General features: G+C 45.3%; 18 protein-coding genes. All 18 read left to right on the plus strand.

The genetic code is table 11. The features are described from left to right. Positions 1-75 precede the first annotated feature (75 nt). The 18 genes from BLD48_RS03280 (at position 76) to BLD48_RS03365 (ending at position 13,818) form a co-directional block, all read left to right on the plus strand. Positions 76-954, plus strand: a complete 879-nt coding sequence (locus BLD48_RS03280; protein WP_071498935.1) for a tyrosine recombinase XerC — start codon at positions 76-78, stop codon at positions 952-954. 13 nt (positions 955-967) lie between these two features. Further along, entirely contained in the window at positions 968-1,519 is a 552-nt protein-coding gene (hslV, locus tag BLD48_RS03285) for an ATP-dependent protease subunit HslV (RefSeq protein WP_026828001.1), read from the plus strand. Beyond that, positions 1,512-2,882, plus strand: a complete 1,371-nt coding sequence (gene hslU / locus BLD48_RS03290) for an ATP-dependent protease ATPase subunit HslU (protein ID WP_071498936.1) — start codon at positions 1,512-1,514, stop codon at positions 2,880-2,882. The genes hslV and hslU overlap by 8 nt, the downstream gene beginning before the upstream one ends. Before the next feature lie 16 nt (positions 2,883-2,898). After that, complete coding sequence (gene codY, locus BLD48_RS03295; RefSeq protein ID WP_012370753.1) at positions 2,899-3,678, plus strand: GTP-sensing pleiotropic transcriptional regulator CodY; 780 nt, start codon at positions 2,899-2,901, stop codon at positions 3,676-3,678. Positions 3,679-3,926: 248 nt separating this feature from the next. Further along, positions 3,927-4,289: a flagellar basal body rod protein FlgB gene (gene flgB / locus BLD48_RS03300; protein ID WP_071498937.1), complete on the plus strand. Its 363-nt coding sequence runs from the start codon at positions 3,927-3,929 to the stop codon at positions 4,287-4,289. A gap of 3 nt (positions 4,290-4,292) precedes the next feature. Beyond that, positions 4,293-4,691 carry a flagellar basal body rod protein FlgC gene (gene flgC / locus BLD48_RS03305; RefSeq protein ID WP_014970688.1) on the plus strand — a complete coding sequence of 133 codons (399 nt, stop codon included), beginning with the start codon at positions 4,293-4,295 and terminating at the stop codon, positions 4,689-4,691. Positions 4,692-4,706: 15 nt separating this feature from the next. After that, positions 4,707-4,994 carry a flagellar hook-basal body complex protein FliE gene (fliE, locus tag BLD48_RS03310; protein WP_012370750.1) on the plus strand — a complete coding sequence of 96 codons (288 nt, stop codon included), beginning with the start codon at positions 4,707-4,709 and terminating at the stop codon, positions 4,992-4,994. 28 nt (positions 4,995-5,022) lie between these two features. Then, the gene (gene fliF / locus BLD48_RS03315) at positions 5,023-6,591 is read left to right on the plus strand and encodes a flagellar basal-body MS-ring/collar protein FliF (protein ID WP_071498938.1); all 1,569 of its coding nucleotides are present in this window, start codon (positions 5,023-5,025) and stop codon (positions 6,589-6,591) included. Between the two features lie 4 nt (positions 6,592-6,595). After that, a complete protein-coding gene (gene fliG, locus BLD48_RS03320; RefSeq protein WP_071498939.1) occupies positions 6,596-7,603 on the plus strand; it encodes a flagellar motor switch protein FliG in 1,008 nt (335 codons plus the stop codon). After that, positions 7,587-8,312, plus strand: coding sequence for a FliH/SctL family protein (locus tag BLD48_RS03325; RefSeq protein ID WP_071498940.1), 726 nt, complete (start codon positions 7,587-7,589; stop codon positions 8,310-8,312). Before fliG ends, BLD48_RS03325 begins: the two co-directional genes overlap by 17 nt. Continuing rightward, entirely contained in the window at positions 8,305-9,618 is a 1,314-nt protein-coding gene (fliI, locus tag BLD48_RS03330) for a flagellar protein export ATPase FliI (protein WP_071498941.1), read from the plus strand. The genes BLD48_RS03325 and fliI overlap by 8 nt, the downstream gene beginning before the upstream one ends. Positions 9,619-9,630: 12 nt before the next feature. Continuing rightward, the gene (locus BLD48_RS03335; protein ID WP_071498942.1) at positions 9,631-10,065 is read left to right on the plus strand and encodes a flagellar export protein FliJ; all 435 of its coding nucleotides are present in this window, start codon (positions 9,631-9,633) and stop codon (positions 10,063-10,065) included. Continuing rightward, positions 10,062-10,616, plus strand: coding sequence for a MotE family protein (locus tag BLD48_RS03340; protein ID WP_071498943.1), 555 nt, complete (start codon positions 10,062-10,064; stop codon positions 10,614-10,616). Before BLD48_RS03335 ends, BLD48_RS03340 begins: the two co-directional genes overlap by 4 nt. Before the next feature lie 16 nt (positions 10,617-10,632). After that, entirely contained in the window at positions 10,633-11,802 is a 1,170-nt protein-coding gene (locus BLD48_RS03345; protein WP_071498944.1) for a flagellar hook-length control protein FliK, read from the plus strand. Beyond that, positions 11,795-12,265: a flagellar hook capping FlgD N-terminal domain-containing protein gene (locus BLD48_RS03350; RefSeq protein WP_071498945.1), complete on the plus strand. Its 471-nt coding sequence runs from the start codon at positions 11,795-11,797 to the stop codon at positions 12,263-12,265. The genes BLD48_RS03345 and BLD48_RS03350 overlap by 8 nt, the downstream gene beginning before the upstream one ends. After that, a complete protein-coding gene (gene flgG, locus BLD48_RS03355) occupies positions 12,265-13,161 on the plus strand; it encodes a flagellar basal body rod protein FlgG (protein WP_071498946.1) in 897 nt (298 codons plus the stop codon). Before BLD48_RS03350 ends, flgG begins: the two co-directional genes overlap by 1 nt. Further along, a complete protein-coding gene (locus tag BLD48_RS03360; protein ID WP_071498947.1) occupies positions 13,158-13,394 on the plus strand; it encodes a flagellar FlbD family protein in 237 nt (78 codons plus the stop codon). Before flgG ends, BLD48_RS03360 begins: the two co-directional genes overlap by 4 nt. Further along, positions 13,369-13,818, plus strand: coding sequence for a flagellar basal body-associated FliL family protein (locus tag BLD48_RS03365; RefSeq protein WP_071498948.1), 450 nt, complete (start codon positions 13,369-13,371; stop codon positions 13,816-13,818). The genes BLD48_RS03360 and BLD48_RS03365 overlap by 26 nt, the downstream gene beginning before the upstream one ends.

Below are 13,818 nucleotides of genomic sequence, written 5' to 3' on the forward strand. Positions count from 1 at the left end.
TCTATTGTCAGACTACTTCCGGTGTGCTATGCTAAGGGCGATTCGAGTATGAAATGGTTAGAAGGGGGCTCACAGATGGGAGTAGACTCAGAGTTTGACGTACTGCGAAAATCTTTTTTACGGTATGTACACATCGAACGTCAATTATCTCCAAATACGGGCCGTTCTTATGATCAAACACTTCGACAATACGCCGCTTTTTGCCTCGATCATCAGTTAAGATCGATTGAATTGGCAACTGCACGGCGTTATTTGTTTGCCCTTTATGATCAAAAAGCATCTAAATCAACGATTGCTCAAAAAGTCTCCTGTCTCAAACAGTTCGGACGATTTGTGACGCGTGATACGGATGAGATCAATCCATTTGAAGGATTAAAGGCGCCAAAACGTGCGCAGACGTTACCGACATTTCTAGTACCTTCTGAATACGAACGTTTTTTGGAAGCATTTCGGACGACGGATGCATTTGGTACCCGTAATGTCGCCTTGATTGAGTTGCTGTATGCGACAGGCATGCGTGTAAGTGAATTAGCCGGGCTGAATGTAAAGGATTTGGATCCAGATTTAGAGTATGTTCACGTGTACGGAAAAGGCAGGAAAGAACGGATTACACCCATCGGATCGTTTGCGAGAAAAGCGCTACGTCGTTATTTAGAGGAGCGGAAACCATTTGAAGTCGAAGAACAAGCGATATTTCTTTCACGGTCAGGTCGCCGCTTGACGACGGATGGGATTCGAAAGATTTTAAAAAAGGGTGACCCGCTTCTATCGAAACATGTCACACCGCATGCTTTACGACATAGCTTCGCGACAGATCTTCTTGAGCGTGGAGCAGACTTACGAGCAGTACAGGAATTGTTGGGTCATGCTTCATTATCCACAACAGGACAGTACACACACGTCACGACGGAACGCCTTCGTCATGTTTATCAGCAAGCGCACCCGCGTGCCTAAGGGAGGAAACAGAATGTTTCATGCAACGACGATTTTTGCCATTCAACATAACGGTCAATCTGCGATGAGCGGTGATGGACAGGTGACCTTCGGAAATCAAGTCATCATGAAGAAAAGTGCGAAAAAAGTACGACGTCTCTATGGTGGGAAAGTGATTGCCGGATTTGCCGGAAGTGTGGCCGATGCGTTTACACTGTTTGAAAAATTTGAAGCCAAACTCGAAATGTATAATGGGAATTTGCAACGAGCCGCCGTTGAACTGGCTAAAGAATGGCGTGGCGATAAAATGTTACGTCAACTCGAAGCGTTATTGCTTGTCATGGATGGCACGCATCTACTGCTCGTTTCAGGAAATGGGGAAGTGATTGAACCGGATGACGGAATCTTAGCCATTGGCTCAGGTGGCAACTATGCCCTTGCTGCGGGTCGTGCGTTAGCACGGCATGCAGGACACATGACAGCTGAGGAAATCGCTCGTGCGGCGCTTGAGACAGCAGGAGAGTTATGTGTGTTCACGAATGACCAAATCATTTTAGAGACGATCGGAGGAAGTGCAGATGCATGAATTGACACCGAGACAAATCGTGGAGAAACTAAATGAACATGTCATTGGTCAAACTGATGCGAAACGAGCCGTTGCGATTGCCCTTCGGAACCGTTATCGTCGACAGTTACTAGAACCAAGTTTACGTGATGAAGTGACACCCAAAAATATCTTGATGATCGGACCGACTGGCGTAGGGAAAACCGAAATCGCACGTCGACTCGCAAAACTGGTTCGAGCCCCTTTCGTCAAGATTGAAGCGACTAAATTTACGGAAGTCGGTTATGTCGGACGTGATGTCGAATCGATGGTCCGTGACTTGGTGGAAGCGTCCCTTCGTCTTGTAAAGGATGAAAAAAAGGAAGCTCTTAAAGAGCGTGCTGAAGCCGTTGCCAATGAACGAATCGTTGATGCATTAGTCGGGAAGAAGTCATCGACAGGGCTTGGGGGAGGAAATCCGTTCGAAATGTTGTTTGGTGGGAATCAAAAGCCACCGGAACAAGAAACGGCAAATGATACAGCGGATCGGTCGGTGATTCGTCAACAATTATTCCAAGGTCAACTAGAAGACCGCATGATTGATGTCGACATCGAAGAACGCCAAATGGACTTGTTTTCCGGACAACAAGGAATGGAAGGTCTTTCAAACCTACAAGATATGCTCGGGCAAGTCATGCCAAAAAAAACAAAAAAACGTCAGTTGACGGTCAAAGAAGCACGTCCGATTTTGACGGCAGAAGAAGCAGAACGGTTACTCGATTTAAATGAAGTGCATGATGAAGCGGTTCGTCGCGCCGAACAGATGGGAATCATCTTTGTTGACGAAATCGATAAAATCGCGACAAAAGGACAGGACAGTGCCGGTGTGTCCCGTGAAGGGGTGCAACGCGATATCTTACCAATCGTCGAAGGTTCGACGGTCGTCACGAAATATGGTCCTGTCAAAACGGATCATATGTTGTTTATTGCAGCCGGTGCATTTCATATGGCGAAACCATCCGATTTGATTCCGGAACTGCAAGGTCGTTTTCCGATTCGTGTTGAACTCGACAGCTTGACGGAAGACGACTTCGTCAAAATTTTGACGGAGCCCAATCAGGCGTTACTGAAGCAATACAAAGCGTTACTTGGCGCAGAGCAAGTCCACGTCACGTTTACCGAAGACGCAATCCGTCAAATTGCGCGGATTGCAGCGCAAGTAAATGATGAAACGGACAATATTGGTGCGCGCCGTTTATATACCATCATGGAACGGGTTTTAGAAGAATTATCGTTTGAAGCGGCAGAGATGCCAGAAACAGACGTGACCATTACACCACAATATGTCATGGACCGCGTCGGAAAAGTAGCAGATGATCGTGACTTAAGTCAGTTCATCTTATAAGTGGAGGAAGAAAATCATGAATTTACTGGCAAAAACACGAAAGCTCAACACGATGTTACAACAAGAAGCAAGCACACATGTAGACTTTAAGGTCATGGCGGACCGGTTAAGTGAAGTCATGGAGTCAAACACCTTTATCGTCAGCCGTCGTGGAAAGTTACTAGGGATTGCAATTAAACAACAAATCGAGAATGCACGGATTCGTGGATTCCTCGAAGAACGTCAGTTCCCGGAAGACTACACAAAAAAATTATTCAACGTCACAGAAACAACAGCAAACATTGCGATTGATAGTGAACACACAGCATTCCCAATCGATAACCGAGATATGTTCGAAACGTCAAAAACGACAATTGTCCCAATTATTGGTGGCGGGGAGCGTTTGGGGACACTTGTTCTTGGACGAATGCTTGAAGATTTCAACGAAGAAGACTTGGTTCTCGCAGAATACGGCGCAACTGTCGTCGGGATGGAAATCTTACGTGAGAAAGCTCATGAAGCAGAAGACAAGGCGCGAAAAAAAGCCGTCGTTCAAATGGCAATCAACTCGTTATCGTATTCGGAACTCGAAGCCATCGAGCATATCTTCGAAGAATTAGATGGAAACGAAGGATTGCTTGTCGCTTCAAAAATTGCGGATCGTGTCGGAATCACGCGTTCCGTCATCGTTAATGCACTGCGTAAACTGGAAAGTGCAGGCGTCATCGAATCACGTTCGCTTGGTATGAAGGGAACGTACATCAAAATCTTAAATGACAATTTCCTCTATGAGTTAGAGCGAATTAAATCAAACTAAAATAGAAATTGTTAGAATTATGAAGAAGACCTAGTAAAGTACTGGGTCTTCTTATTTTTATAGGTATTATTTATCATTTTTATAAAAAAAGGGTTTAAAAAGTGTAAATTTAACATCTCATTCCCCTCTTTTACAAAAAACTTCTTTTCAAACATTGACCTATTTGTTTCAATTATTTCAGATATGTTACTAATCGCTTACGGTATAATACTTCGTTTTACTATATAAATCAGAGTGGAGGTTGAGTGATGAACTGGCTTGGTTCAGATTATGCAACGATGACACAGGCCGTCGATCGGACGGTCGCAGCTCAAAAAGTGATTTCAGCAAATATTGCGAATGTCGATACACCAGGATATAAATCAAAACGTGTTGTGTTTGGAGATGTACTGGATTCGGAAATGAAGATGAGTTTAAAACGACATGCTACGATTGGTTCTTCCGGTAGCATCGTCGAACAATCATCTGCGATGCGTAACGATGGAAATGGTGTCGATATTGACCTTGAGATGTCTGAATTATCACGCAATCAAATTGAATATGAGGCACTAGTAGAACAATTGAACCGAAAATTCTCTGGCATTCAATCTGTCATCCGAGGAGGGCGATAAATCATGAGTATGTTCTCTGGTTTTCATACATCGGCAACGGGATTGACCGCGCAACGTCTCCGATTAGATACTGTTTCAGCAAATATTGCCAATGCGCAGACGACACGTGGTGAACTCGTCGACGGTGAATGGCAACCATACGCACGAAAGTTAGCGGTTTTAAAAGAAACGGGAAATGGTGTAACGGTCAGTGAGATTCGAAAAGACCAAGAACCTTTCAAATTAGAATACAACCCAAATCATCCGGATGCCGATGACTTAGGGTACGTCAAAATGCCGAATGTCGATCTATTAAAGGAAATGGTGGATATGATGGGGGCGACCCGTTCATATGAAGCCAACATCACAGCATTAAACGCAACAAAAGCAATGTTAGTGAAAGCGATGGAAATTGGGAAGTAATGAGGAGATGACACGATGGCGATTCAACCAATTCAAAGTATGCAGATGGTATTACCTTCACAGTCGGTGGCGAAAACGACACCCAGTGACTTTAGCGAAGTATTAAGCCAAGCCATGAACGGCTTGAACGATGCGCAACAAGCTTCCTCACAAGCACGAGTGGATCTTGCGACCGGCAAAACAACCGACTTACATAACATCATGATCAAAACAGAAGAAGCATCGCTTTCTATGCAACTCGCTATCGAAGTCCGGAACAAGGGCATCGAGGCATACCAAGAAATGATGCGTATGCAACTGTGATTGTTGAGGAAAGCGTGGGAGATGTTTGATGAATGAAGGACTAAAAACGCGTTTTAGCGCATTAAAAACGACATGGCAGGAATGGTCGCTCACTAAAAAGGCAACAATCATCGGACTTGTCTTATTTTTAATCGCAGCGATCATCGTCGCAGCGATCTGGTTCAGTAAACCAACGATGACACCGTTGTACTCGAAGTTGTCTCCGCAAGAGGCAGGCCAGGTGACGGAGAAATTAAACGAAGACGGTGTGAAGTCGGAAGTCGTCAGTGGAACAGACGGTGTAACGATTCTTGTACCGGAAGAAAGCGCAGAAAACTTAAAAGTCGAACTCGCAACAGCTGGAATTCCAAAATCAGGTCAAATCGATTATTCATTTTTCAGTGAGAATGCAGGTTTTGGAACGACGGATAAGGAAATGAACATTTTAGAACGAGACACGATGCAGACAGAATTAGAAAACCTCATTACACAAGTCAATGGAATCGATGCAGCGAAAGTCATGATCACACTGCCTGAAAAAAGTGTCTTCTTGTCAGATCAAGAAGAGACGTCTACCGTCTCGGTTGTCTTGACGTCAAGTGCCGGAAGCGATCTCAATCAACAGACCGTCCAAGGACTTTACCACTTAATCGCTAAAAGTATTCCGAATCTAAAAGAAGAAAACATCACGATCATGGATCAGTACTTCACATACTATGAACCTGGTAAAGGTGCACAGACTGCTGGTGGAACGGATCCAATGCAATTAAAGAAGACAACGGAAAACGATTTACGTAAACAAATTCAACAAATGTTATCGGTTGTTCTTGGACCACAAAAAGCATTGGTATCCGTGACAGCGGATGTCGATGTCACGCAACGTCAAGAAGAACAAAAGTTAGTCGAGCCTGTCGACCCGGATAAGATCGAAGGGATTGTCACATCAGCTGAGAAGGTCGCGGAAGCCTATACAGGAGCAGCGAACGAAGGAACAGCTGGAACGGGTGAAAACGAGACGATCAACTTCCCGGAAGGTACAGGAACGACGGGGGATACAAGCGAAAAAACACATGACATCATCAACTATGAAGTCAATCGGATCACCAAACAAATTACCGGAGCTCCTTATGAAATCCGTGACTTAGGAATTCAAGTCATCGTCGAACCGCCGAAAGGGCAAAATCAGATTGATCCACAGCTTCAAACTGATCTTCAGACGATGATGTATTCCATCATTCGGACTTCATTAACAAAAGAAGATGCAAAAACGACGTTGACGGATGCAGAACTGGCGAATAAAGTCGTCGTCATGTCACGTCCGTTCGCGGAAACACCAAAACAAACGGTGACGACAGAAACGACACCGATGTGGGTCTGGTTTGCGTTAGGTGCTGCAGCATTAGTCGTAGTAGGCGCCATCTTCGTGATGATGCGCAGACGTCGTACGACAGAAATCGAAGAACTGGAAGAATGGACACCAATCGAAACAGATATTCCTGAACTGTCAACGGAAGATACGAGTGACGGGGCGGTTAAACGGAAACAGCTTGAAAAGCTTGCCGCATCCAATCCAGATGAATTTGCGAAGTTGTTACGCACATGGTTAGCGGAGGATTGATGAAATGAAGAAGTTAGAGATGAGCAGTCGGGAAAAGGCTGCGATTTTAATGATCTCACTGGGTCCGGAAGTAGCGGCGACTGTCTATAAACATTTGTCGGAAGAAGAAATGGAATGGTTGACCTTACAAATTTCAAGTATGAAACGGATTGATCCGGACGAAAAACTAGAAGTGTTAGAAGAATTCCATGAATTGGCGACGGCGCAAAACTACATTACGCAAGGCGGAATCGGATTTGCAAAATCGGTCCTTGAAAAAGCGCTCGGCGAAGAGAAAGCGATGGAGCTGATTTACCGATTAACATCGACGCTCCAAGTACGACCGTTTGAATTTGCTCGTAAGGCAGATCCAAAACAGTTATTGAACTTTATTCAAAACGAACACCCACAAACAATTGCCCTTGTATTAGCTCACTTGGACCCTGCTAAGTCGGGACAAATTCTGTCGGAACTACCAGCAGAAGCACAATCGGATGTTGCACGTCGGATTGCGACGATGGATCGGATGAATCCGGAGATCATTAGTGAAGTCGAACAAATTCTTGAACGCAATCTTTCACAGGCAGGTATGCAAGATTATGCACAGTCTGGTGGAATCGAAGCTGTCGTTCAAGTCTTGAACGGAGTCGACCGGACGACGGAACGGACGATTCTCGATACACTCGAAATTCAGGATCCGGAACTGGCAGAAGAAATCAAAAAACGGATGTTTGTCTTTGAAGATATCGTTACTCTTGATGCGCGCGCCATTCAGCGGATCATCCGTGAAGTATCAAATGAAGATTTATTATTATCACTCAAAGTATCCTCGGACGACGTCAAAGAGATGGTTTACCGCAACATGTCACAACGAATGGTCGAATCGTTTAAAGAAGACATGGAGTTCATGGGACCTGTCCGGTTACGCGACGTTGAAGAAGCTCAAAGTCGGATTGTCGGTATCATTCGTCGCCTAGAAGATATGGGTGAAATCGTCGTAGCCCGTGGTGGAGGAGATGATATCGTTGTCTAACGTCATTAAACGCCAAATCGTCTTTGAACGTGATCAACGGACCATCTTTCATCAGACGGCGTCAACACACGAGGTGGATCAAGAACCGGTCGTTTCCTACGAGGAAATGATGAACGAAGGACAGAATCGATTGAAACAACAACAGGACTTGATTGAACAACAAGAACAAAAACGTCGTATTGCCTTGGAACAGGAACGAATCGCTGCGCTTGAAGAAGCAAGGCAACGCGGATATGAAGAAGGGTTTCAATCTGGTCAGCAGGCAGGACTTGATCACTACCAACAACGGATTGATGAGACCAATCAGTTTGCGAATCGTCTCGAACAGATGTTTTCAGATCGTTTAATCATGATGGAAGATGAATTATGTGCGCTGGCCCTTCAACTGACCCATCAGTTTTTAGAACAGCTGCACGACACGGACGAGGAAGCCCTTTACCAAACGATTCATCAGTTGATTCTTCAATTTCGCGATCGTGAAAAACTGATTGTCTATACTTCTGCCGAAGACTTTGAACGTGTGGTCGTATTAGATGAACGTCTCCATACGATTTTAGGTGGTACCGCGACCATTAGTTTGCGGATTGACCCGGAACTCGCAGCACGTGACTTCCGTGTCGATTCAGAAAACGGAGCAATTACAGGTGGGCTGACCGCAGGGTATCAAACCTTGTTGGAACAACTTACCGAGGTGTTACACGATGTATAAGCTAAAACAACTGCAAGCAGCCATCCGTGATATTCGCCCGGAAGACTTGGTTCAGCATTCTGGAAAAGTTGTTCAGGTCATTGGTTTGATGATTGAATCACGTGGTCCTACGGCGGTCGCAATCGGGGAACGGTGTTTAATCCGGATTCACCGGGGACAGGAAATCGAGGCGGAAGTCGTTGGTTTTCGAGAAGGGCATGTCTTATTGATGCCATACGGTGAAACGACGGCAATCGCACCAGGTTCGATCGTCATCGCAACAGGTAAGCCGCTCCATGTGCCGGTCGGAGATGATTTGATTGGCAAAGTCTTGGATGGACTCGGGCGATCGTTAAATGGAGAATCATTGACGCATTTACGGACGACCTCGATTGTCCGGAAGCCACCAAGTCCGTTGGATCGTCCGCGGATCGATCAAGTCTTATCGACGGGGATTCGAGCCATTGATGGTTTGCTGACGGTCGGACAAGGTCAACGTGTAGGGCTGTTCGCAGGTTCCGGCGTAGGGAAATCGACGCTCCTCGGAATGATTGCGAAACGGTCGACTGCTGATATCAATGTCATCGCCTTGATTGGCGAGCGGGGACGCGAAGTGAAGGAATTTATCGAGGCAGAACTCGGGGAAGAAGGCATGAGTCGTTCGATCATTGTCGTAGCGACCAGCGACCAACCCCCACTCGTTCGATTAAAAGGAGCCTATACGGCAACGGCAATTGCCGAGTACTTCCGAGATCAAGGGAAAAACGTCGTACTGATGATGGATTCCGTGACACGTTTTGCGATGGCGCAACGAGAAATCGGTTTAGCGACTGGTGAGCCACCAGCATCAAAAGGATATACGCCTAGTGTGTTTGCCTTACTTCCGCAGTTACTAGAACGAAGTGGGAAAACGACAGAAGGTTCGATTACCGCTTTTTATACCGTCTTAGTCGACGGAGATGATATGAATGAGCCGATTGCCGATGCCGTCCGCGGAATTTTAGATGGTCACTTTGTACTCGACCGTAATCTCGCCAATAAAGGGCAATATCCTGCCATCCACGTCCTGCGTTCAATCAGTCGGGTCATGAATCAGATTACCTCGACAGAACATAAGGACAGTGCGATTACGTTTCGACAGTTATTGTCCACATATCTCGATGCGGAAGATTTAATCAACATCGGGGCTTATAAAAGTGGGACCAACCCAGACATTGATCGGGCTGTTGAAAAATACCCAGAGTTAATCGGTTTTTTAAAACAACGTGTCGAAGAAAAAAGTCACTTTGAAGAAGGTATGAGTCGTTTGATCACGACAATCCGTTAAGGAGGTGCAAGTATGAAGACGATATATGAACGCATCATCCCTTTAGCGGAGGCGGAAAAGGATCGTGTTTCAAAACATACTGCTGAAAAAAAGAAACAATATGAAATCGAAGTTGAAAAACTGTACCATCTCCTCATTCGCTATGAAGCCTTTTTAAAAGCACAAAACGAAACTGGTGCCGTTGAACTACTCGCATCCCAATACCGTGAACGGGCACGTGATGTCGTTAAACAACAAATCGAACGGCAACAACTGTATGTGACACAAGCCAAAAATCAGTACGAACGAGCCCAAGTCGACTTAAAAGAAGCGTTGATTGAAGAAAAGAAATTCACGCGACTTCAGTCCAATCAATTGGAGGAAAACCGTCGTACGATTGCATTGACGGAACAAAATCAAATGGATGAACTGGCCTTATTACAGTTTGGAAGAAGGCAAACGACATGAGTGATCAAAAATCATCGAAACAATGGATTTTACCGTTATTGATTATTCCTTTATTGCTGCTCTTATTTACAGCTTATCTTGTTTTAAATTATGCGAATGGGAGACCGATCTTTTCCTTACCGTTCTCTTCAGAAGAAGTAGCAGATCAACAGGTTACCTCAACAAAAAATGCGGACGTCGAGCAACGGTTGAAGCTTGCGAACGCCGAAATTAAAAAATTACGGACTAAAACGACCGATCAAGCTGATATCATTCAGGCGAAGGAACAGGAAGTCGTTCGATTGATTGCGGAACGGGACCGTTTGAAAAAAACACCGGCTACTCCGGCTGTCGCAGCTGATGAAACCACAACAAAGAAAAAGACGGCGAATGTGACCGATGTCTATGCGGAGATGCCACCAAAAGACGCGGCAAACATTTTAAACGAATTGAGTCCGACAGAGGTCGTTCCCATCATCCAAAAGATTGATGCAGAACAACAAGCAGCAATCATGGCAAAAATGGATCCTAAAAAAGCAGCCGCGTTGACACAACTGTTGGCAGTCGAATGAGGGGTGAGTAAATAAGATGAACTTGATGGATGTACAACAAGCACAGACGGCGAAACCCGTCACGAAGTTAAACGGGAAAGACATTCCGGTGAACGGGGTAGGGAATTTTGCTTCATTGCTCCAGTATTTAGTACAACCGATGGCTGAGGCAGCTCAAAACACATTACCGGAACAACAGGTGTTACCGGTGGATGCAACAAACAATTCCGAAGTGAAAGCTTTGATTGTTCAGTTGTCGGCGCAACCGGAAAAAGTATTACAACTCCTCGATCAGCCGGAGTTAGAAGGCGTAACACAGGATCCGAAAAAAACGACGGAATTGCTCCAGTTCATCAAAACGATGCAAGAAGGTCAGGGAGAACAGGCGATGGACTTGTTTCAACAGCTCCCGACGGCTGTTCAGCAGACCATCGTAGCTGCCTTATCCTCTGTTCTTGGGGTAGTAAAAGAAAATGGGTTGCCAAAGGACGGTCAAGCGGTACCGGTTAATACAGTGACAAATGTACCATCTGATACAAAAAAATCGTTTGTTACGAAAACAATACCGTCGACAGTTGAAACCATGTTAACAAATACGAGTAAACCAGTAGTCAGTACTCCAATCGTCAAACCTCTTACTCCAACTGAAACAGATGGAGTGACCGCTAAGTCATGGAATACGGTTAAAAAAGGACTCGAGTCGCTTCCGGTAGTCGCTGATCCAAAAGGTAACGAACAACCGGTATCATTAAATGGATTGAAACTCGACCGCTTGACGGTCGCAGCACCAGTCCTTTCACGGACGTCACCTACTACGCCTACCGTCGATGAACAATTGGCAACACGAATCGAGGCGGCTTTAAAACAAGCGCCCTTTTTAAAAGGAGCGGACGGTTCGACGCGGATGTCGATTCGGTTGTATCCGGAACAGTTAGGCGAGGTTGTCGTTCAGTTGGATCGAAAAGAAGGACTGCTTACGGTCAAGCTATTCGCAGCAACCGAACAAGCGAAACAACTGATGGACCAACAACTTGGAAAGTTACATACGTCGCTTCAACCACAAGCACCACTCGTCAAAGTCGAGACGGGATTGCTCGCATCGAGCGTCAAGGAGTTTGAACAAGGATTGCCACAAGAACGACGCGAACGACAACAGGAAGAACCTGTGCCATACGAGGAAGAACTAGAGGAGGATGAAGATGACTGAGTCAATCAAAAATGATGCGTCTTCTTACCAATTACCGGATAAAACGAAAGTACCATCCAGTAATACGATGGACAAAGACATGTTCATGAAAATCTTGATCGCCCAGCTATCGAACCAAGACCCGACTGCCCCGATGGAGGACAAGGAATTCATCTCACAGATGGCCCAATTTTCTTCGCTCGAACAGATGCAAGCGATTGGGAAAGGGATGGATACGATGATGCTCAATCAGCATGCAGGAGCATTGTTGACTTACAGTAACTTGATCGGAAAAGCGGTCAGTTACGAAGGTGAAACCACGACAACAGATGCAACAGGTGCTGAAGTATCGTCAGCCGTTAAAGAAACGGCAAACGTCCTGAGCGTAAAACGGGACGGAGTAGACGTCGTCGCCGAGTTATCAAATGGGAAAAGTGTCAGTGTCTACGAATTGACTGAGATTAAAACAAAGGAGGAAAAATAATGTTACGTTCAATGTATTCAGGAATCAGTGGGTTAAAGAACTTCCAGACAAAATTAGATGTCGTCGGGAATAACATCGCCAACGTCAATACGTTTGGTTATAAAAAAGGCCGTGTCACGTTTAAGGATCTTGTCAACCAATCAGTTGGTTCCGCGTCAGGCGCAGGCGGTGGCGTCGGGGGAACAAACCCGAAGCAAGTAGGACTTGGTGCATCGATGTCAACAGTCGATAATGTCTATAATCAAGGGGCATTACAAAATACTGGGCGAACGCTTGATGTCGGGATTTCAGGTGAAGGATTTTATCAAGTCTTAACGGCAGACGGTGTACGTTATTCTCGTTCCGGTAACTTTTATACAGATCTTCAAGGAAACATTGTAACGGGAGATGGAAACTATCTCGTAGGATTGTCTGATCCACCGCCTGCTAATCCAGGACAGCCACCTGCAAATCAAGATGATTTACCAGCAAATGAATATGATGAACAAGGTCAAATCACAAACAAAGTAAACAATGGCTATATGAAATTACAAATTCCGACGGGAGCACAAAACTTAGCGATCGGTAAAGACGGACTAGTCACGTTTGTTGACGGGACAGGTAATCTGCAACGTGTAGGTTACGTATCGATGGCGAATTTTGCAAACCCAGGTGGTCTTGAAAAATCAGGGGTAAACTTGTTTGCCGCTTCTCAAAACTCGGGCATCGCAGCGACTGGCACACCAAGCACAAATGGTCTTGGACAACTGACGTCCGGTACACTCGAAATGTCAAACGTTGATTTGTCGGAAGAATTCACAGAAATGATCATTGCACAACGTGGTTTTCAGGCGAACACACGAATCATCACGACGTCTGACCAAATTTTAGAAGAACTCGTTAACTTGAAACGATGATCACACTGACGACATTACGTGAAGCACCGCTTGTCTTAAATGCAATCTTAATCGAAGCGGTCCGGTCAACACCCGATACAACGATCCAACTGGTCGGGGGACAGACCTATGTCGTAAAAGAAACGTTAGAAGAGGTAAAAGCAGCGACAATCGACTTTTACCGACAAGTCGGATTGATGGGCTTGAACAGTGCTAGGAGGCTCGAAGATGGCAGAAGAAAAGAAGAAGAGTAAATTAAAATTACCACTCATCATGATCGTCGTCGCACTCATGATGATCGGTGCCGGTTACATGCTTTCGAAATATTTATTGACGAGTGATCCGACGGAAGCAAAGGTCGAACAGCCGACCGGCGTTGAACTCGAGGAACGCAGTTTTCAAACCGACGACTTGACGACGAATATCGCGGATGAACGATTCTTAAACGTTCAATTCACGATCGTTACGGACGACGCGGCGACACGAGAAGAACTAGAGTTACGTAAATTCCAAATCAACAACATCATCTTGGGAGATCTCGCTTCGATGAAAAAACAAGATTTGGATTCAAAACAAGACATGGCGAAACTTGAGGAAAAATTACGGGGACAATTCAAAAAACTCCTGCAAGAAGGCGATGTTCAACGTGTCTATACGACGAAAAAAATCATCCAGTGA

The organism is Exiguobacterium sp. KRL4 (assembly GCF_001870785.1).
Taxonomy (GTDB): Bacteria; Bacillota; Bacilli; order Exiguobacteriales; family Exiguobacteriaceae; genus Exiguobacterium_A.